At 64.7% G+C, this 17,865-nt stretch carries 21 protein-coding genes; 20 read left to right on the top strand and 1 reads right to left on the bottom strand.

Features of this window, described 5'->3' with window-relative positions; translation table 11 throughout:
• The first annotated feature begins 164 nt into the window (after nucleotides 1-164).
• The 13 genes from ABIC75_RS17135 (at nucleotide 165) to ABIC75_RS17075 (ending at nucleotide 11,151) form a co-directional block, all read left to right on the top strand.
• Nucleotides 165-530 (top strand): ATP synthase subunit I, encoded by a 366-nt coding sequence (locus tag ABIC75_RS17135; RefSeq protein ID WP_354015108.1) that lies wholly within the window; start codon nucleotides 165-167, stop codon nucleotides 528-530.
• 3 nt (nucleotides 531-533) lie between these two features.
• The gene (atpB, locus tag ABIC75_RS17130) at nucleotides 534-1,367 is read left to right on the top strand and encodes a F0F1 ATP synthase subunit A (protein WP_354015107.1); all 834 of its coding nucleotides are present in this window, start codon (nucleotides 534-536) and stop codon (nucleotides 1,365-1,367) included.
• A gap of 76 nt (nucleotides 1,368-1,443) precedes the next feature.
• The gene (atpE, locus tag ABIC75_RS17125) at nucleotides 1,444-1,731 is read left to right on the top strand and encodes a F0F1 ATP synthase subunit C (RefSeq protein WP_354015106.1); all 288 of its coding nucleotides are present in this window, start codon (nucleotides 1,444-1,446) and stop codon (nucleotides 1,729-1,731) included.
• An 83-nt stretch (nucleotides 1,732-1,814) separates the two neighbouring features.
• Nucleotides 1,815-2,285 (top strand): F0F1 ATP synthase subunit B, encoded by a 471-nt coding sequence (locus tag ABIC75_RS17120; protein WP_354015105.1) that lies wholly within the window; start codon nucleotides 1,815-1,817, stop codon nucleotides 2,283-2,285.
• Nucleotides 2,286-2,288: 3 nt separating this feature from the next.
• Complete coding sequence (locus ABIC75_RS17115; RefSeq protein WP_354015104.1) at nucleotides 2,289-2,822, top strand: F0F1 ATP synthase subunit delta; 534 nt, start codon at nucleotides 2,289-2,291, stop codon at nucleotides 2,820-2,822.
• 85 nt (nucleotides 2,823-2,907) lie between these two features.
• Nucleotides 2,908-4,458: a F0F1 ATP synthase subunit alpha gene (atpA, locus tag ABIC75_RS17110; protein WP_354015103.1), complete on the top strand. Its 1,551-nt coding sequence runs from the start codon at nucleotides 2,908-2,910 to the stop codon at nucleotides 4,456-4,458.
• A 91-nt stretch (nucleotides 4,459-4,549) separates the two neighbouring features.
• Entirely contained in the window at nucleotides 4,550-5,476 is a 927-nt protein-coding gene (gene atpG / locus ABIC75_RS17105; RefSeq protein WP_354015102.1) for a F0F1 ATP synthase subunit gamma, read from the top strand.
• 119 nt (nucleotides 5,477-5,595) lie between these two features.
• Nucleotides 5,596-7,008, top strand: a complete 1,413-nt coding sequence (atpD, locus tag ABIC75_RS17100) for a F0F1 ATP synthase subunit beta (protein WP_354015101.1) — start codon at nucleotides 5,596-5,598, stop codon at nucleotides 7,006-7,008.
• A gap of 79 nt (nucleotides 7,009-7,087) precedes the next feature.
• A complete protein-coding gene (locus ABIC75_RS17095; RefSeq protein WP_354015100.1) occupies nucleotides 7,088-7,513 on the top strand; it encodes a F0F1 ATP synthase subunit epsilon in 426 nt (141 codons plus the stop codon).
• A gap of 88 nt (nucleotides 7,514-7,601) precedes the next feature.
• A complete protein-coding gene (locus ABIC75_RS17090; protein WP_354015099.1) occupies nucleotides 7,602-8,147 on the top strand; it encodes a hypothetical protein in 546 nt (181 codons plus the stop codon).
• An 82-nt stretch (nucleotides 8,148-8,229) separates the two neighbouring features.
• Nucleotides 8,230-9,603, top strand: coding sequence for a bifunctional UDP-N-acetylglucosamine diphosphorylase/glucosamine-1-phosphate N-acetyltransferase GlmU (gene glmU, locus ABIC75_RS17085; RefSeq protein WP_354015098.1), 1,374 nt, complete (start codon nucleotides 8,230-8,232; stop codon nucleotides 9,601-9,603).
• A gap of 58 nt (nucleotides 9,604-9,661) precedes the next feature.
• Nucleotides 9,662-10,210, top strand: a complete 549-nt coding sequence (locus ABIC75_RS17080; protein ID WP_354015097.1) for a hypothetical protein — start codon at nucleotides 9,662-9,664, stop codon at nucleotides 10,208-10,210.
• Between the two features lie 146 nt (nucleotides 10,211-10,356).
• Nucleotides 10,357-11,151 (top strand): hypothetical protein, encoded by a 795-nt coding sequence (locus ABIC75_RS17075; RefSeq protein WP_354015096.1) that lies wholly within the window; start codon nucleotides 10,357-10,359, stop codon nucleotides 11,149-11,151.
• Here the strand turns inward: ABIC75_RS17075 and ABIC75_RS17070 are convergent, their stop codons facing one another.
• On the bottom strand, nucleotides 11,152-12,138 hold the full coding sequence (locus ABIC75_RS17070) for a pteridine-dependent deoxygenase (RefSeq protein WP_354015095.1): 987 nt from the start codon (nucleotides 12,136-12,138) through the stop codon (nucleotides 11,152-11,154).
• A gap of 92 nt (nucleotides 12,139-12,230) precedes the next feature.
• Between ABIC75_RS17070 and ABIC75_RS17065 the strand changes: the two genes are divergently transcribed.
• The 7 genes from ABIC75_RS17065 (at nucleotide 12,231) to ABIC75_RS17035 (ending at nucleotide 17,855) form a co-directional block, all read left to right on the top strand.
• The gene (locus ABIC75_RS17065) at nucleotides 12,231-12,500 is read left to right on the top strand and encodes a phosphopantetheine-binding protein (RefSeq protein ID WP_354015094.1); all 270 of its coding nucleotides are present in this window, start codon (nucleotides 12,231-12,233) and stop codon (nucleotides 12,498-12,500) included.
• Between the two features lie 79 nt (nucleotides 12,501-12,579).
• Nucleotides 12,580-13,302, top strand: a complete 723-nt coding sequence (locus tag ABIC75_RS17060; protein WP_354015093.1) for a xanthomonadin biosynthesis protein — start codon at nucleotides 12,580-12,582, stop codon at nucleotides 13,300-13,302.
• Nucleotides 13,299-13,598 (top strand): hydroxymyristoyl-ACP dehydratase, encoded by a 300-nt coding sequence (locus ABIC75_RS17055; protein ID WP_354015092.1) that lies wholly within the window; start codon nucleotides 13,299-13,301, stop codon nucleotides 13,596-13,598. The genes ABIC75_RS17060 and ABIC75_RS17055 overlap by 4 nt, the downstream gene beginning before the upstream one ends.
• Entirely contained in the window at nucleotides 13,595-14,548 is a 954-nt protein-coding gene (locus ABIC75_RS17050) for an LpxL/LpxP family acyltransferase (protein ID WP_354015091.1), read from the top strand. The genes ABIC75_RS17055 and ABIC75_RS17050 overlap by 4 nt, the downstream gene beginning before the upstream one ends.
• Complete coding sequence (locus ABIC75_RS17045) at nucleotides 14,472-15,119, top strand: LolA-related protein (protein ID WP_354015090.1); 648 nt, start codon at nucleotides 14,472-14,474, stop codon at nucleotides 15,117-15,119. Before ABIC75_RS17050 ends, ABIC75_RS17045 begins: the two co-directional genes overlap by 77 nt.
• A 2-nt stretch (nucleotides 15,120-15,121) precedes the next feature.
• Nucleotides 15,122-17,437 carry an MMPL family transporter gene (locus ABIC75_RS17040; protein ID WP_354015089.1) on the top strand — a complete coding sequence of 772 codons (2,316 nt, stop codon included), beginning with the start codon at nucleotides 15,122-15,124 and terminating at the stop codon, nucleotides 17,435-17,437.
• Complete coding sequence (locus ABIC75_RS17035) at nucleotides 17,421-17,855, top strand: phosphotransferase (RefSeq protein ID WP_354015088.1); 435 nt, start codon at nucleotides 17,421-17,423, stop codon at nucleotides 17,853-17,855. The genes ABIC75_RS17040 and ABIC75_RS17035 overlap by 17 nt, the downstream gene beginning before the upstream one ends.
• The last annotated feature ends 10 nt before the right edge of the window (nucleotides 17,856-17,865 follow it).

Genomic DNA, 17,865 nt, shown 5'->3' with positions numbered 1-17,865 from the left:
CTCACGATATGGCCCGGTTTTGTGAACAGATTGGCCGCTGGACAAGATGTCGCGCCGGGCGCGGCTTGTCGCTGTAAATGCCTCGCTGATATACTTTTTGGGATTGGACCGTGGCCCGCAGCTGGTTCGGTGCCGCCTAGAGCGAAGCCGCGCGGGAACGTCACGTGATCAACAGTCTTGCTTCCGGTCGTCGTCTGGCACTGCGCATTATTTTGCTGCAGGTGGCCGTGGCGGCGGCCTTGGCTCTCACCTTCCTGATGCAGGGGCCCCGCGAAGCGCTGGCGGCCGCTGCAGGCGCCACCCTCGTGGCGCTGGGCACCGCGCTCCTGGCGTGGCGCACCTTCAGTGGTCTTGGTGGCGGCGGCATGACCATGTGGCGCGTGATGTCAGGTATGGTCCTGAAGTGGATCGTGATCGGCGGAGGGCTCGTCGCGATCCTGGGTCAATGGAAATTACCGCCACTAGCTGCCATCACGGGGCTGGTGGCTGCTTACGCAATAAATCTGCTGGCGTTCAGATTCAAGGGCTAACACATGGCAAGCGAGCCGCAGGGCGGACTAACTGAATACATCCAGCATCACCTTCACCACAACACGGTGAGTCTGGGTGACAGCGCGTTCATGAAGATCCACGTGGACTCGATCCTTGTGGCCTTCCTGCTGGGCGCGGTGTTCTGCCTGTGGTTCTGGCTCAAGGCCCGCAAGGCGACCTCGGGCGTGCCGTCGAAGGGTCAGGCCTTCGTCGAGCTGATCGTGGAGTTCGTCGACACGCAGGTGAAGGACACCTTCCACGGCGACCGCCGCACGGTGACGCCGCTGGCGCTGTCGATCTTCATGTGGGTGACCTTCCTCAACGCGATGGACCTGCTGCCGCTGGACGCGCCGAGCTGGGGCGTGAAGACGCTCGCCGGTGCCGAGGCGGCGCATCACACCTTCTTCCGCTGGGTGCCGACCGCCGACATCAACACCACGGTGGGCCTGGCTTTGGCCGTGTTCTTCATCGTGCTGGGTCATGGCATCAAGGCCAAGGGCGGCCTGGGCTTCGGCAAGGAATTGATGACCGCGCCGTTCCATGCGCACAACCCGGTGGTCGTGGCCATCCTGGTGCCGTTCAATTTCCTGCTCAATGTCGTGGAATACCTGTCTAAGCCGGTGTCGCTCGCCATGCGACTGTTCGGCAACATGTACGGTGGCGAGCTGGTGTTCATGCTGATCGCGGGCCTGTTCGCAGGCTGGATCAGCTTCCTTCCGGGCGTGATCTTCAATACGGCGTGGGCCATCTTCCACATCCTGATCATCCTGCTGCAGGCGTTCATCTTCATGATGCTGACCATCGTCTACATCGCGACGGCGCGTGAGCATCACTGAGTTCTTGTTCCATCCGGTTTCGCTTCAAATCGCTTTGCCCTAATCACACCTTTAGAAAGATTCACAGGAGATTTCCATGAACCTCGTCGAACTCGTCGCTCACGTCCAGGGCCTCACCGCCATCGCCATCGGCATCATCATCGGCCTCGGCGCTCTGGGCGCTTGCTTGGGTATCGCCATCATGGGTTCCAAGTTCCTCGAGTCGGCCGCCCGTCAGCCGGAACTGGTTCCGCTGCTGCAGGGCCGCATGTTCCTGCTCGCCGGCCTGATCGACGCCGCGTTCATCATCGGCCTGGCCGTGGCGCTGCTGTTCGCGTTCTCGAACCCGCTGATCGCCGCGCTCAAGACCGCCGTCGCCGGCTGATTGTCGCGAATTGAGTCGTCGCAGCGGCCATCCGCTGCGACGATTGGCGGTTTAACGCGTTACCGGAGTTAATTGGAAAGCTCATGGATATCAATCTGACTTTCCTGGGCCAGATGGTCTCTTTTGCCATCCTGGTCTGGTTCACCACCAAGTTCATCTGGCCGCAGCTCAATCACGCGATTGAAGAGCGTCAGAAGAAGGTTGCCGATGGTCTGGCTGCCGCCGAGAAGGCGCGCGCCGAACTCAAGGACGCCGACGCCAAGGTGGCCGTCGAGATCAAGCAGGCACGCCAGCAGGCCAACGAGATCATCGAGCGTGCCCAGCAGCAGGCCAACCAGATCGTGGACAAGGCCCGTGCCGAAGCCGTGACCGAGGCCAACCGCCTGAAGGCGAATGCAGCCGAGGAAATCGTCAGCATGCAGCAGCGTGCGCGCGAAGAACTGCGTGGCTGGGTTGGCCGTCTGGCTGTCCAGGGCGCGGAGAAGATCGTGCAGCGCGAAGTCGACGCCAACGCCCACAAGGCGATGCTCGACCAGCTCGCAGCCGAGATCTAAGCCATGGCCCAGGCAATCACCCTCGCCCGACCGTATGCACGTGCCGCCTTCGAGGTGGCCCATGCGGCCGGCGCGCTTGGCGCATGGGCGCAGGCGTTGGCCTTTGCTGCGGAAGTGGCGAAGGATCCGCGCGTGGCCGGTTTCGGCAACGATCCGCGCGTGGCGCCGGAACAGCTCGTCGCGCTGCACCTGCCGCAGGGCATGGCGGCCGACGCGCCGTTCGCCCGTTTCCTGGGCGAGCTGGCCGAGCATCGTCGCATGGCGCTGCTGCCGGACATTGCCGCGCTGTTCGAAGAGTACAAGCGCGAATCGGAGTCGCAGCTGCTGGTGAAGGTGACCAGTGCGTTCGCTCTGGATGCCGCGCAGGCTGAACAGCTCAAGGCGTCGCTCAAGCGCCGCTTCAAGCGCGAGATCGAACTGGAAACCCAGGTCGATGCCTCGCTGCTTGGCGGCGTGGTGATCGACACCGGCAGCGAAGTGATCGACGGTTCGGCCCGTGGTCGTCTGGCGCGCATGACCCGCGCGCTGACGGCGTAAGCATTTAAGCGAAGTCCGTTTCGCGAAGAGCCGCCGGCAGCGGCAAGGCTCTTCAAAAAAGACTCAAATCTCAGGATATCGACCCATGTCCAGCTCCACCTTGAACCCGTCCGAGATCAGCGAACTGATCAAGACCCGTATCGAGCAGTTCAAGCTCGGCGCGGAAGCACGCAACGAAGGCACGATCATCAGCGTGTCCGACGGCATCGTGCGCATCCACGGTCTGGCCGACGTGATGCAGGGCGAAATGATCGAACTGCCGGGCAATTCGTATGCGCTGGCGCTGAACCTCGAGCGTGACTCGGTGGGCGCCGTGGTGCTGGGCGAATACCAGCACCTGCGCGAAGGCGACACCGCCAAGACCACCGGCCGCATCCTCGAAGTGCCGACCGGTCCGGAACTGCTGGGCCGCGTCGTCGACGCGCTGGGCAACCCGATCGACGGCAAGGGTCCGCTGAACGCCAAGACCAGCTCGGCGATCGAAAAGGTCGCGCCGGGCGTGATCTGGCGCAAGTCGGTCGACCAGCCGGTGCAGACCGGCTACAAGTCCGTCGACTCGATGATCCCGATCGGCCGTGGCCAGCGCGAGCTGATCATCGGCGACCGCCAGACCGGCAAGACCGCGCTGGCCATCGACGCGATCATCAACCAGAAAGATTCCGGCATTAAGTGCATCTACGTCGCTATCGGCCAGAAGCGCTCGTCGATCGCCAACGTGGTGCGCAAGCTCGAAGAGAACGGCGCGCTGGCCAACACCATCATCGTGGTGGCCTCGGCGTCCGAGTCGGCGGCGCTGCAGTACATCGCGCCATACTCCGGCTGCGCCATGGGCGAGTACTTCCGCGACCGCGGTGAAGACGCGCTGATCATCTATGACGATCTGTCCAAGCAGGCCGTGGCCTACCGCCAGATCTCGCTGCTGCTCAAGCGCCCGCCGGGCCGCGAAGCCTACCCGGGCGACGTGTTCTATCTGCACTCGCGCCTGCTCGAGCGCGCCGCGCGCGTCTCCGAGGAGTACGTCGAGAAGTTCACCAACGGCGAAGTGAAGGGCAAGACCGGTTCGCTGACCGCGCTGCCGATCATCGAAACGCAGGCCGGTGACGTGTCCGCGTTCGTGCCGACCAACGTGATCTCGATCACCGACGGCCAGATCTTCCTGGAAACCGACCTGTTCAACGCCGGCATCCGTCCGGCCGTGAACGCCGGTATCTCGGTGTCGCGCGTGGGCGGTGCTGCCCAGACCAAGATCGTGAAGAAGCTGTCCGGCGGCGTGAAGCTGGCCCTGGCGCAGTTCCGCGAGCTGGCTGCGTTTGCGCAGTTCGCCTCGGATCTGGACCCGGCCACCCGCGCCCAGCTGGACCGCGGCCAGCGCGTGACCGAGCTGATGAAGCAGGCGCAGTACGCCCCGCTCTCCATCGCCGAACTCGCGCTGTCGGTGTACGCCGCTGAAAAGGGCTACCTCGACGACCTGCCGGTGAACAAGGTGCTGCCGTTCGAGAAGGGCCTGCATGCCTTCATGCACCAGAACCACGGCGAGCTGATGAAGAAGATCGTCGCCACCGGTGACTGGAACAACGACATCGAAGCCACCTTCAAGTCCTCGCTCGACGAGTACAAGAAGACCGGCAGCTGGTAAGCAGTAACAGGGTGTACGGCCGTCTGGACGGCCGTACCGAACTCCGGTGAAGACCACCGGGATCGCACTAACCCACTAGGTTGAGGCAAACGTGGCAAGCGGACGCGAAATCAAAACCAAGATCAAGAGCACGCAGAACATGCGCAAGGTGACGCGCGCGCTCGAAATGGTCTCGGCCTCGAAGATCCGCAAGGCGCAGGATCTGATGAAGGCCTCGCGTCCCTATGCGCGTGCCATGCGCAAGGTGATCGCGCACGTGGCCCAGGCCAGCACCGACTTCAGCCATCCGTTCCTGCTGGAGCGCGAGAAGGTCCAACGTGTCGGCTTCCTGGTCATCAGCACGGATCGCGGTCTGTGCGGCGGCCTGAACTCGAACCTGTTCCGTCGTCTGCTGCCGATCATCAGTGAATGGCAGGAAAAAGGCGCGGAAGTCGACGTGATCGCCGTCGGCCAGAAGGCCAACCAGTTCTTCCGCCGCATCAAGGGCGTGAACCTGATCGGCAGCATCGGCCACCTGGGTGAAAAGCCGAAGGTGGAAAGCCTGGTCGGCGTGATCAAGATCGCGCTCGATGCGTACACCGCAGGCAAGCTCGATCGCGTGTTCCTGGCGCACAACGATTTCATCAACACCATGACGCAGAAGCCGGCGATCCACGCGCTGCTGCCGCTGCCGGTGGTGGCCCAGGAAATGGTGGGTGGCGAAGGCAAGCCGAACTCGCCGGATTTCCCGGTGGCCGGCCTCACGCTCGAGCAGAAGCACGACTGGGATTACATCTACGAACCCGATGCAGCCACGGTGCTGGAACACGTGCTGGCGCGCTACATCGAGTCGGTGGTCTATCAGGGCGTGCTGGAAAACCTGGCCAGCGAACATGCCGCGCGCATGGTCGCCATGAAGAGCGCATCGGACAACGCCAACAAGGTGATCGGCGAACTCACGCTGATCTACAACAAGGCGCGTCAGGCGGCGATCACCCAGGAAATTTCCGAGATTGTCGGTGGTGCGGCGGCGGTTTAACTGCGATCGTCCCTGATTGCCAGATTCAAAAAGCAACCATCCATGGTTGCACTACTTAACAAGAGCGACGCACTGGCGGCGCTTGTACTGAACCTAAAAGATCCATCCGGAGCACATCCATGAGCCAGGGCAAAGTTGTACAGATCATCGGCGCGGTTATCGACGTGGAGTTCGCACGCGACCAGGTGCCGCAGGTTTACGACGCGCTGAAGGTCGACGGCACCGACATCACGCTGGAAGTCCAGCAGGTGCTGGGTGACGGCATCGTCCGCACGATCGCCCTCGGTTCCACCGACGGCTTGAAGCGTGGCCTCGTGGCCCGCAACACCGGCGAAGGCATCAAGGTGCCGGTCGGCAAGGCCACGCTGGGCCGCATCATGGACGTGCTGGGCAACCCCATCGATGAAGCCGGCCCGATCGGCGAAGAAGACCGTTGGGTCATCCATCGCGAAGCGCCGAGCTACGACGACCAGGCTGCTGCGAACGACCTGCTGGAAACCGGCATCAAGGTCATCGACCTGGTGTGCCCGTTCGCCAAGGGCGGCAAGGTCGGCCTGTTCGGCGGCGCTGGCGTGGGCAAGACCGTGAACATGATGGAACTCATCAACAACATCGCCAAGGCGCACTCGGGTCTGTCCGTGTTCGCCGGCGTGGGCGAGCGTACCCGCGAGGGCAACGACTTCTACCACGAGATGAAGGACTCCAACGTGCTCGACAAGGTCGCGATGGTGTACGGCCAGATGAACGAGCCGCCGGGCAACCGTCTGCGCGTGGCGCTGACCGGCCTGACCATGGCCGAGTACTTCCGCGACGAGAAGGACGCGTCGGGCAAGGGCAAGGACGTGCTGCTGTTCGTGGACAACATCTACCGCTACACGCTGGCCGGTACCGAAGTGTCCGCACTGCTCGGCCGCATGCCGTCGGCGGTGGGTTACCAGCCGACGCTGGCCGAGGAAATGGGCGTGCTGCAGGAGCGCATCACCTCGACCAAGACCGGTTCGATCACCTCGATCCAGGCCGTCTACGTGCCCGCGGATGACCTTACCGACCCGTCGCCGGCTACCACCTTCGCTCACCTTGATGCGACCGTGGTGCTGAGCCGCAACATCGCTTCGCTGGGTATCTACCCGGCCGTGGATCCGCTGGACTCCACCAGCCGCCAGCTCGATCCGAACGTGATCGGCGCCGAGCACTACGACGTGGCCCGTCGCGTGCAGGGCACGCTGCAGAAGTACAAGGAGCTCAAGGACATCATCGCGATCCTTGGCATGGACGAACTGTCGGAAGACGACAAGCTGGCCGTGTCGCGCGCCCGCAAGATCGAGCGCTTCTTCTCGCAGCCGTTCCACGTGGCCGAAGTGTTCACCGGTTCGCCGGGCAAGTACGTGCCGCTGAAGGAAACCATCCGCGGCTTCAAGATGATCGTGGACGGCGACGTGGACCACCTGCCGGAGCAGGCGTTCTACATGGTCGGCGGCATCGACGAGGCCATCAAGAAGGCCGAGGAAATGGGCGCCAAGAAGGCGGCCTGATCCTCTGACGGCGCGCGGAGCAGTTGATTAAGAGTCAACTGCTCTACCGCCACTGCTTCAAACGCATCGGAATACCGTCATGAGTCATACCCTCCGTGTCGACATCGTCAGCGCCGAAGCCGAGATCTTCTCCGGCGACGCGCAGCTCGTGGTCGCCACCGGCGAGATGGGCGAACTGGGCATCGCGCCCCGCCATGCGCCGCTGATCACGCGCCTCAAGCCCGGCCACGTGGACGTGGTGCTGACCAGCGGCGAGCGTCAGCAGTTCTGGGTGTCCGGCGGCATTCTGGAAGTGCAGCCGCAGGTCGTCACCGTGCTGGCCGACACCGCTGCGCGCGCGTCCGACCTGGATGAAGCCGCAGCCCAGCGCGCCAAGCAGGAAGCCGAGGACGCCCTGGCCAATCGCACCGACGCGATGGAAATCGCCGAGGCGCAGGCCAAGCTGGCCGAGGCCATCACCCAGCTGCAGGCGCTGGAGCGCTTGCGCAAGACGCTCAAGCACTGAGCGTGCTCGCCGGGTGATCTCCCGCAGAACGCCGGCCCTGGGCCGGCGTTTTTGTTTATGCTGAGGCCAATCGACAACGGGCAGCGACATGGACGCGAAGCATCACGGTGGTTGGTCGCGATGGTTGCTGGTGACTCTCGGCATGACACTGGTCGGTTGCGCAAGCGTGCAGCCCTCTGCCCCGTCCAGGCCAACCACCGAAGGCGACACCTCTTATCGCGCCGTGGCCAAGGACGATATGCAGCACTACCAGCTCGCCCTGGGCGAAATTTCCACTGGTGCGGTTCCCTCGAGCCATCCGGCGCCGGTCTATCCGGTCGCCTTGCTCGACCAACGACTGCCGCCACAGGAAGTGGAAGCCGTTCTGGTCGTCGACGAGGCAGGCAAGGTGGCTGAGGTGCGCATCGCCGAGGAGCAGCAGGCCGATGCGCGTACCAGGCTCTTCGATGATGCCGTGCGCGCCGCCGCCATGCAGTGGACGTTCGAGCCGCTGCGCATCAGCCAGTGGGCGTCGGATGCCAACGGCAACACGCACGAGGTCGGCAGCGAGGCTCGTCCTTTCAGTCTCGATTACGTGTTCCGCTTCGCCTGGAAAGACGGCAAGCCGCTCACCGACGCCAGCGCCTCGCCATAGCCATACGGTCTACATCCTCAGGCCCTTAGGGCCACTTGCATCGGCTGCTATCCTCCGCCGCTAGTCGAAGAAGGTCCGCCTCATGCTCAAGACCACGCCATTGCACGTCATCGTTCTCGCCGCCGGCGAGGGCAAGCGCATGAAATCGAAAAAGGCCAAGGTGCTGATGCCGCTGGCCGGACGACCGCTGCTTGCCCATGTGCTGGAGGCGGCGCGTGCCTTGCAGCCGCAGGCGATCCACGTGGTCTATGGGCATTGCGGCGAACAGGTGCGGGCCGCCTTCGACGGGCAGGACGACTTGCGCTGGGTCTTGCAGTCGCAGCGCCTCGGCACTGGCCATGCGGTACGCGAAGCCCTGCTGGACGTGCCGGACGACGTCACCGTGCTGGTGCTCTACGGCGACGTGCCGCTGACGCGTGCGCAGACGCTGGAGAAGCTGGTGCAAGCCGAAGGCACGGTGAGCCTGCTGGCCACCCGCGTGGCCAATCCCTTCGGCTATGGCCGCGTGCTGCGCGACGGCAACTGCTTCGTGCGTGCCGTGGTGGAGGAAAAAGATGCCGACGACGCGCAACGCGCGATCAATCTGATCAACACGGGCATCGTCGCCGCCGATGCGGTCGCACTGAAGCGATGGACGTCCAAGCTCGACCGCAACAATGTGCAGGGCGAGTACTACCTCACCGACATCTTCGCCATGGCTGCCGACGAGAATCGCGCCGCCGCCTGCGTGGAGTGCGAGGACGAATACGAAGCCGCGGGCGCCAACAATCCATGGCAGCTGGCGGAACTCGAAGCACAGTACCGCTCGCGTGCAGCCAAGGCGCTGGCGCTCGAAGGCGTGCGCATCGCCGATCCGCTGCGCATCGACGTGCGCGGCAAGGTCAGCGCCGGCATGGATGTCGAGATCGACATCGACGTGATACTCGAAGGCAACGTCGCGCTGGGCGACGACGTACAGATCGGTGCGTTCACGCGCCTGAAGGATGTCTCGCTGGCGGCCGGCACGGTGGTCCAGGCGCATTGCGATCTCGAAGGCGTAGTGACGCATGGCCCGTGCACCATCGGTCCGTTTGCACGCCTGCGCCCGGGGACCGAACTGGCATCGGGCGTGCACATCGGCAACTTCGTCGAGACCAAGAAGGCGTCTCTGGGTGAAGGCAGCAAGGCCAATCACCTGAGTTATCTCGGCGATACCGTGATCGGCGGCGGCGTGAACATCGGCGCCGGCACCATCACCTGCAATTACGACGGCGCCAACAAGCATCTCACCGTCATCGGTGACCGTGCCTTCATCGGTTCCAACAGCGCGCTGGTGGCGCCCGTGGTCATCGGCCCCGATGCGACCATCGGCGCGGGGTCCGTCATCGGCAAGGAAGCACCGGCCGGCGAGCTGACGATCGCCCGCGCCAAGCAGGTGACCTTGCATGGATGGAAGCGGCCGACCAAGCAGAAGTGATCTGCCGCTTCCGCTGCCTGCAGCCGTGGTGGCTTTGCACCTCAATCAAGGACAAATCATGCGCGTCAGGATGATGGCCGTTACTGCCCTGGGCCTGTTGTTGAGTGCGTGTGCGAGTGTGCCTGGCGCTGGCCAGGCTCCGGTGCAATTGTTCGGCGCGCAGGATGCACCGCGGTTTCACGCCTACCTGGCGTGCACCAGCCATACGGTCGACTGCACCATCGTGCAACGAGCCTTCGACCGCTGGGCGGACGAGCGACATGTCGCGCTGGATGCCGTGGCGCCGGACAACGCGGCCTTCATGACGGGTAAGCCATCGCCTGCTACCGAGCAATCACAGCCTTATCGCGTCACGATGCGCTATGCGCCTGACCTCTCCGCACCCGCCAATCCCATGGGCGGCGGCAGCATGCGTCCCATGATCAGTTACACCGCGACGGTGCACGTGTTCGATGCCACAACGGGCCGCCTCCTGAAAACGATGTCGTTCAAGGACAAGGCCATCATCGATCAGGACGGCGGACCGGCGAATCCATACATCGATGCGCAGGTGCACGCGTTCCTCAAACAGCTCGACCCTGCCTACGCGAGGGCGTCCGCGTCCTGACCTGTCGTCGCTGCGCCGCCACGTGAGCAGTGGGTGCCCGACACAGGCAGAAGCGGCGGCTTCGTCACACTGCACTTTTGTCTGACTCGCTCGCCGCGGGCGCCCGCGTATAAGCTCATTCCCGCTGGTGAGACAGGGGGTGGTCCATGCGCTTTTCGTTCCGTAACGTGGTTGCGATCGTCGTCATGGCGTGGCTGTGGGGGCTGGGTTCGCAGGTTTATGCGGCAGCAGGCGTGCGCGAGTTGCCTTCCACGCCCGAGATGCAGTCGGCGCCAGGCACCGATTACGCACTGCGAACGGCTCCGTTCGCGGGCGCGACCGTCACGTTGATTGATGTGCACTCAGGTGCCGGTGACTGGACCCGGCCTGACGTCGCCAAGCTACCCGCACTTCCGTCGCCTCCGTCATCGGCGAAGGATGCCGTGCAATGGTTCTACGGCAGCGTAGCGGGCTGGATGGCGGTTCCCACGGGCTGGCGCGTGCAGCGTGCCGCGATCGGCGCCGACGCGAATGCACGCTACACCTTCGTCGCGCCGGAGGGCGCCGCATTGGGCTGGGTGACCTACGCCGTGATCCCGGCCTGCGAAGAGTGCCTGTTGCAGGAGTCGGAAGGTTTGCTGCCCGATGCCGGCGAACAGCTGGCGGCGCGTCACGACGCCACGCCGATCAACCTTGGGCAGACCAATCCGGTGATGAGCTGGCAATCCCGTCCGGATGACTGCACGGCGCTGTTCCGCTACCGCTCGGGAGGCTTGACCGTTCGTGCGGCGGTGCTGAGTAGCGTGCCTGTTTCCGCGCTGGCCAGCGGCAAGGGCGCGCTCGCGCTGGCGGATGTCTACGCAGCGCTGCCGGCGGCCAAATCGGCGCTGGCCGACTACATGGTGGGCAGCTTCCGGCAGGCGTTTCCTGCCTGCCAGTCGCCGCAAGGCTGGTCGGGCTGATCAGGCGTAACGCCAGCCGTCGATCTCCACCAGCAATTCGCTGCGGCAGATGTCGCCGTGCAGCAGCAGCACCGGCACGCCGGGCAGGCGGCGCTGTAGGAAATCGCGCACCACGGGCGCATCGGTGGGATGCCGTACGTACGCCTTGAGCGGTGACTGCGTGTCGAAGCCGGCCGGCATATTGGCGCTGGCCAGCAGGGCTTCCAGGTTCACCAGCGTTTCGTCGAGCTGCGCGAGCAGGTCGTCTTCATGAGCGGACGCATGCCCAACCACGGCGGCGGTGCCGGAGATCGCCAGCGCGTCCTCGCCAGGCAGCGTCATGGCCCGGGCAAAGCTGGGCGGGGTACGGCCATACTGGCGTGGATAGCGCCAGGCGCTGACCTGTCGCGGGTTTTCCACGCGCCCGCCCGGCTCGTCGCAGGCCAGCAGGTAGACCTGCAGGCGCGGGGCACTGGCGTGATGGCCGATGGCGGTGGCCGCTGGGAAGCCTTCGGCGAAGAAGCTGCCCATGCCTTCGGCGCGCCCCTCGCAGAACTGCTTGTAGCGCTCGACGTCGCCTTCGCCCTGGTTGATGTCGGCCAGGTAGTTCCAGATGCGCAGCACGTGGCGTTCGCGACGCGAGGCGACGAACTCGCATAGCTGCGCGTAGGCGGTTGCTGCTGTAGCGCTTGGGCCTCCATGCGTATTTTCGTCAGCGGTGATCGCGGCAAATAGCCAGCCGTCACCGCTGGACCATTGCAGCTCGCCAACTCGCCCATGTGTCACGGGGCCATCGACCTGCCAGATTTCCAGCGGCGTGGGTGCGTCGAAATCTTCCAGATCGACGTTGAGCCAGCGCGGATCGGCGCTTCGCGGCGCGCCCGTGCCGAAGCCGAACACGGCCAGCGTGCCTGCTTCCTGCAAAACCGTCTCCGGGTCGACCCACCGGTACGACACCTGCGGCGCACGGTGCAACGCAGGCCTTACGTTTTCACAACCCTGAACCATGGGCATCCAACCGGAGAAACTGGGACGCTATGTTACACTGGCCGGCCTGCGGCTCTGGGGGAGAGACGCAAGAATTCGAGTACGGAAACGGCATGGCCGAGCAGAGCACCGCACAACATGAACTGGCCACGCTGATCGTGGACAGCCTCAACCTGGAAACCGTCACGGCGGACCAGATTGACCCCGATGCCCCGCTTTTCGGCGGTGATCTGGGCCTGGACTCCATCGACGCATTGGAAATCGCGCTGGCCGTGTCCAAGCGCTACGGCTTCCAGCTGCGCTCGGACAACCCCGAGAATCGCAAGATCTTCACCAGTCTGCGCACTCTTTCCGAGCACATTGAACGGCACCGCGCCGTTTAACCAACATCGGGCATGATGCATTGCGCACGCGGCAGACTTCAGGTCGTGCCGTTCCGTTGTCACGCAGGCTGAGCCATCCATGTCGTCCCTGATCGCACCCTCACCGAAATCGACGTCGCGGCGCTGGATGCCGCTAATGTTCGGCTATCCGGTGCTTGCGATGGCAGGCGTGCTCACCCATCGCCAGGGTTTCTCGCTGGCGGCGTGCGCCTTGCTGCTTACCGTACTGATGATTCCCGCGCTCGCCACGCGTCGCGCCATGCCGTGGCTCGTGTGGACGGGCACGCTGGCGGCCATGGCCTGGTTGTGGCTGCACGGCATGGTCGGCCTGTTGCTGGAATGCGTGCCCATTGCCATCAACGTGTTGCTGGCGTGCCTGTTCGGCCGCACCTTGCGCGCCGGGCGCGTGCCGCTGATCGCGCGTTTCATCGAGGCGCTGGAAGGTCCCGAGCGTCTCGCCGTTCCCGGCATCGCGCCCTACGCGCGTCATCTCACCTGGTTCTGGACGCTGCTTACGGCGACACAGGCGCTGGTGCTGGCGGTGTTGCTGTTGTGCGCGGAGCCGGGCGGCTTGCTCAGCTCGTTGGGCCTTGCCTCGCCGTGGCCCGTGCATGCGGGTCTGGCACAGTCGTATGTGCATGTGGGCGGTTATGTGTTGATCGCCAGCGCGTTCCTGCTGGAAAACGTGTTCCGTCGCTGGCACCTGCGCCATGTGCATCATCCGCGCCTGCATGAGCTGGCGCTGGGCCTCGCCGCTCGCTGGCCCACGCTGGTGCGCGGCGAGGATTCGGCGTCGCCATGAATCAGGCGTCGTTCCAGCGCGCGTTTCGCGTAGCGGCTGATCACCCCAGTCTGCCCGGGCATTTTCCCGGTTCACCGCTGGTGCCGGGCGTGATGTTGCTGGAGCAGGTGGCGCTGGCGCTGCGCGATTGGCGCGGCGAGCGGCTGGCACGCGTGCTGGACGCCAAGTTTGTTGCACCGCTGTTGCCGGAACAGGATGCCCAGGTCGCGCTGACTGAAGCACATGGCCGCGTGCGTTTCGAGATTCGTCGAGGGGACGATCTGCTCGCGCGCGGCTCCATCGAGGGAACGATATGACTGAGCACTGGCAGAATCGCCCGGAGGGCGGTGGGCGTTTCGCGCTGTGGCTGATCCGCAGCATCGCGTTGTATGGCGGCCGTCCGCTTGGCCGCGTGATCCTGTATCCCATCACGCTGTACTTCTACCTTCGGCGGGGGCCCGAGCGCGAAGCGTCGCGCCGTTTCCTGGAGCGTGTGCTCGACAAGCCGGTCACACCCTGGCATGTGATGAAGCACATCCACTGCTTTGCCTCGACCATGCTCGATCGCGTGTTCCTGCTCGCGCGCGGCGAAAAGGGCTTCGAGGTCACGGTGGAAGGCCTTGAACAGCTCGAAGCCAGCTTTGCACAGGGGCGTGGTGTGCTCCTGCTGGGCACGCACCAGGGTAGTTTCGAGGCGTTGCGCACGCTCAGCTCGCGCCGGCCGGGCACGCGGCTGCGGGTGGTGCTGGACAAGCAGAAGACGCCGGCCCTGACGGAGCTGCTCGAAGCGCTGGCTCCCGACGTGGGCGCCAACGTCATCGACGCCTCCAAGGGTGGTCCGTCCATCACACTCGCCATGGCCGAAGCCTGCGAACAAGGCGCCATGGTGGCGCTGCTGGCCGATCGCGGACGCGAACATGAAGTGCTGCGCCGCACGACCTTCCTGGGCGAACCCGCGCCGTTTCCCGTGGGGCCCTGGCTGCTCGCGCACAGCCTGCGCGTGCCGGTGGTGCTGTGCTTCGGCTTGTACGAAGGCGGCAACCGCTATCGCCTGATCTTCGAGCCGTTCGCCGAACGCATCGAGATTCCGCGACAGGATCGTGCACAGGCGCTGGACGCGGTCATCGCCCGCTTTGCCCGACGCGTGGAACACTACATCCACGTCGCCCCCTACAACTGGTTCAACTTCTATGACTTCTGGCAGCAAGACGTGGACACTGCTGTGCGGCCTGATGCTGTCGCTGTGCGCGAACGCGTCGGCGCCTGAAGACGCTGCGACCGCACGGGCGCTGGTGGCATCGCTGGGGCGGCCCGCTCCCGCGCGCACGCCGTTTGCCGAAGCGCGCTTCATGAAAATGCTGGAGCGGCCGCTGGTGGTGTCCGGGCAGCTTGCATGGCTCGGCGGCGACAAGCTGGAGCGCACGGTGGAACGTCCCACGCGTGAAGTCTCGACCATCGCCGATGGCGAGGTCACGCAGCAACGCGAAGGCCGTTCGTCGCGAAGCTTTTCGCTGAAGCGCGCGCCGCAACTGCAGTTGCTGCTCGACAGCTTCGTGGCCCTGCTGGGCGGCGATGCGTCCCGCCTCGAACAGGCGTTCACCGTGCAGCACAGCGCCGATGGCGCGGATCACTGGACGCTCACCTTGACGCCACGCGACGCAAAACTCGCACAGACGGTGAGCCGCATCGACATCGACGGCAGCGGCAACGAGCCGCACTGCATGCGCATGCAGGAAGCCGATGGCGATGTCGCCATCGACCTGCTCGGCGACTACGCGGCCAAGATGCCGGCGACGCCCACGCGCGATGCGCTGACCCTCCTCTGTCGAGGCAGTTGAAGGTGCGCCGCAGCCGCCTGACGCTGCTGGTGCTCTGGCTGGCAACGCTTGCCGCGCTCGGCCTGTTCGTTGCCCGGTATCTCACGGTAAGCACCGATCTGCGCAGCTTCATGCCCGCGCCCACCACGCCTGACCAGCGCCTGTTGGTGGAGCAGGTGGGCGAGGGCCCGGGCTCGCGCCTGTTGCTGCTCGCCATCACCGGAAAATCCGACGAACAGATTGCTGCATTGAGCCAGCAACTCGCCGTCACCCTGCGCAAGGACGAACGCTACGCGCAGGTACTCAACGGCAGCTTCGATATCGGCACACTCGACGACGCACTGCTGCCCTATCGTTATCTGCTCTCGCCCACGCTCGATCATCAGCCGCTGGATGCCGCCTATCTGCGCGACGAGCTGGAGCAGCGCCTGGACGATCTTTCGTCGCCCGCGGCCAGCTTGCTGAAGGGACTGTTGGCTCGCGATCCCACCCTGGAAGTGCTCAAGCTGGCGGAGCGTTGGTCGCCGCCCAAGTCGCCGGAAGTCGTGCAGGGTGTGTGGTTTTCGCCTCAGCACGAAGCCTTGTTGCTGGTGCTGACGCGCGCGGCGGGTTTTGATCCGGACGCACAGGCGCAGGCCATCGATGGCATTCATCGCGACTTCGATGCCCTGCCGGATCATGCCGGTGCATCCGTCGTGGTCAGCGGGCCCGGCTATTTCAGCGTGGTGGCGAATGCGCAGACGCGCGGACAGGCGGAATGGATCGGCCGCATCTCGACAGTAGGTTTCATCGTGTTGCTGTTGCTGGCGTACCGCAGCATCGGTTCGCTGCTGTTCTCCGCCTTGCCCATCGCCAGCGCCGCACTCGCAGGCATTGGCGCGCTCGTGCTGCTGTTTCCGCAGGTGCATGGCATCACGCTTGCGTTCGGCTTCACCCTGCTTGGCGTGGCGCAGGAGTATCCGATTCGCGTGCTCAGCCATCGCCGTGCCGGCGAGAGCGCCGTGGAAAGCGTGCGCGAGTTGTGGCCGTTGCTGCTCACTGCCATCGCATCGGCGTGCATTGCCTACGCTGCCTTCTTCGCTTCCGGCGTGAATGGCTTGAAGCAGTTGGCCGTCTTCACCGTGACAGGCTTGCTGGTGGCCGGCTTCAGCACGCGCTACCTGCTGCCTTACCTGCTGCCCGAACGCGTGCACGACGTCGCCAACATGGGATGGCTGATCCGTGCGTGTCGATTCGTCGACCATCTGCCGCGTCCCCGCTGGGTTCCCCTGCTGGTGGCGGTTGCCACTGTGTTGATGCTGGTGTTCGCACAGGGGCCGTTCTGGCAGAACGATCTGTCGGCGCTGACACCGCTGCCGCGTGATCTCCTCATGCGCGATGCGCGCTTGCGCGAAGCACTCGGCGCGCCCGACGTGCGCTATCTGCTGGTCTTGCAGGCGCCGGATGAACAAGGCGTGCTGGCGCTGTCGGAGAAGCTGGAGCCTGCGGTCGACGCGCTGGTCGCACGCCATGCGGTCGATGCGGTGGAGCTGCCATCGCGCTACCTGCCCAGCGAGGCGCTGCAGCGTGCACGGCAGCAGGCCTTGCCCGATCGCGATGCATTGACTCATGCACTGGCCGAAGCCGAGCAGGGCATGCCCTTCCAGCCTGGATTGTTCGAGCCCTTCGTCAACGATGTGGAGAAAGCGCGCAACTTGCCGTTGCTCACGCCGGAGCGGTTTGCTGCATCGCCCCTGGGACAGCGTGTCTCCACGATGCTGATGCCGCGCGACGGTCATTGGCTCGGCCTTGGCACGCTCAGCGGCGTGCACGACGTGGATGCCCTGCAGACGCTCGCCCGTGACAGTGGGGGCGCTGTACGGCTGCTGGATCTCAAAGGTGCGGCCGAATCGCTGGTCGTGGACTATCGGGCACGTATTCTCCGTGCCTTGCTTGGCGCCACGCTGCTGCTGGTGATCGCCATCATCGTGGCCTTGCGCAGCGTGCGGCGCGCGTGGCACGTGCTGGCGCCGATGACGCTGGCGACGTTCCTGGTGCTCGCCGTCGAACGTGTATCAGGCGTGGAAGTGTCGCTGTTTCACCTGGTCGCCTTGATCCTGGCCGCGGGCCTTGGCCTGCATTACGCACTGTTCTTCGAGCGCGATACGGGCGATGCGGCCGAGCAGCGCCGTACGCTGCACGCGACGCTGGTCTGCGTGCTGTCGGCCTTGCTGGTGTTTGGCATGCTGGGATGGAGCACCATTCCCGTGCTGCGCGCGATTGGCCTCACCGTGAGCCTGGGCGTCGCCTTCCACTTCTGTCTTTCGATTCTGATGGCACCGCATGCTCGCCAAGACTGACTGGGCTCATCTCATTCCCCACCACGGCGCGATGTCGCTGCTGGATGCCGTGCTGACGTGGGACGACACGTGCATTCACGCCGTAGCCGAGAATCATGCACTGTCCGATCATCCGTTGCGCAGCGGGCACCGATTGCACGCAGTGCATCTTGCTGAGTACGGCGCGCAGGCCATGGCGGTACATGGAGCGTTGCTGGCGCGCTCGCGTGGCGTGGAACACGCGAGGCCGGGTCGTCTGGTGAGCTTGCGTGATGTCGCGCTCGATACCGAATACGTGGACCCTTCGCACGGACGTCTGGACGTCCATGCCGAATGCCTTTACGCCGACGACACCGGCGCGCAGTATGCGTTTCGTGTCGAGCAGGGCGGCCGCGTACTGGTGAGTGGTCGTGCGGCCGTCATCCATCCTCTTTCCTGACAGCGAGGTC

The sequence above is a fragment of the Dyella japonica genome, from assembly GCF_040545895.1.
Classification (GTDB): Bacteria; Pseudomonadota; Gammaproteobacteria; order Xanthomonadales; family Rhodanobacteraceae; genus Dyella; species Dyella japonica_D.
The sequence above is the reverse complement of the archived record's forward strand: the minus strand, read 5'-3'. Positions and strand labels throughout refer to the sequence as shown.

What these genes read in the sequence shown, in the direction of transcription:
- ABIC75_RS17055 (WP_354015092.1), top strand. Translation starts at nt 13,299, where the DNA reads ATGAATCAGGCGTCGTTCCAGCGCGCGTTTCGCGTAGCGGCTGATCAC.
- ABIC75_RS17095 (WP_354015100.1), top strand. Translation starts at nt 7,088, where the DNA reads ATGAGTCATACCCTCCGTGTCGACATCGTCAGCGCCGAAGCCGAGATC.
- ABIC75_RS17115 (WP_354015104.1), top strand. Translation starts at nt 2,289, where the DNA reads ATGGCCCAGGCAATCACCCTCGCCCGACCGTATGCACGTGCCGCCTTC.
- atpD (WP_354015101.1), top strand. Translation starts at nt 5,596, where the DNA reads ATGAGCCAGGGCAAAGTTGTACAGATCATCGGCGCGGTTATCGACGTG.
- ABIC75_RS17045 (WP_354015090.1), top strand. Translation starts at nt 14,472, where the DNA reads ATGACTTCTGGCAGCAAGACGTGGACACTGCTGTGCGGCCTGATGCTG.
- ABIC75_RS17075 (WP_354015096.1), top strand. Translation starts at nt 10,357, where the DNA reads ATGCGCTTTTCGTTCCGTAACGTGGTTGCGATCGTCGTCATGGCGTGG.
- atpB (WP_354015107.1), top strand. Translation starts at nt 534, where the DNA reads ATGGCAAGCGAGCCGCAGGGCGGACTAACTGAATACATCCAGCATCAC.
- ABIC75_RS17065 (WP_354015094.1), top strand. Translation starts at nt 12,231, where the DNA reads ATGGCCGAGCAGAGCACCGCACAACATGAACTGGCCACGCTGATCGTG.
- ABIC75_RS17090 (WP_354015099.1), top strand. Translation starts at nt 7,602, where the DNA reads ATGGACGCGAAGCATCACGGTGGTTGGTCGCGATGGTTGCTGGTGACT.
- ABIC75_RS17050 (WP_354015091.1), top strand. Translation starts at nt 13,595, where the DNA reads ATGACTGAGCACTGGCAGAATCGCCCGGAGGGCGGTGGGCGTTTCGCG.
- atpA (WP_354015103.1), top strand. Translation starts at nt 2,908, where the DNA reads ATGTCCAGCTCCACCTTGAACCCGTCCGAGATCAGCGAACTGATCAAG.
- ABIC75_RS17070 (WP_354015095.1), bottom strand. Translation starts at nt 12,138, where the DNA reads ATGGTTCAGGGTTGTGAAAACGTAAGGCCTGCGTTGCACCGTGCGCCG.
- ABIC75_RS17120 (WP_354015105.1), top strand. Translation starts at nt 1,815, where the DNA reads ATGGATATCAATCTGACTTTCCTGGGCCAGATGGTCTCTTTTGCCATC.
- ABIC75_RS17060 (WP_354015093.1), top strand. Translation starts at nt 12,580, where the DNA reads ATGTCGTCCCTGATCGCACCCTCACCGAAATCGACGTCGCGGCGCTGG.
- ABIC75_RS17080 (WP_354015097.1), top strand. Translation starts at nt 9,662, where the DNA reads ATGCGCGTCAGGATGATGGCCGTTACTGCCCTGGGCCTGTTGTTGAGT.
- glmU (WP_354015098.1), top strand. Translation starts at nt 8,230, where the DNA reads ATGCTCAAGACCACGCCATTGCACGTCATCGTTCTCGCCGCCGGCGAG.
- ABIC75_RS17035 (WP_354015088.1), top strand. Translation starts at nt 17,421, where the DNA reads ATGCTCGCCAAGACTGACTGGGCTCATCTCATTCCCCACCACGGCGCG.
- atpE (WP_354015106.1), top strand. Translation starts at nt 1,444, where the DNA reads ATGAACCTCGTCGAACTCGTCGCTCACGTCCAGGGCCTCACCGCCATC.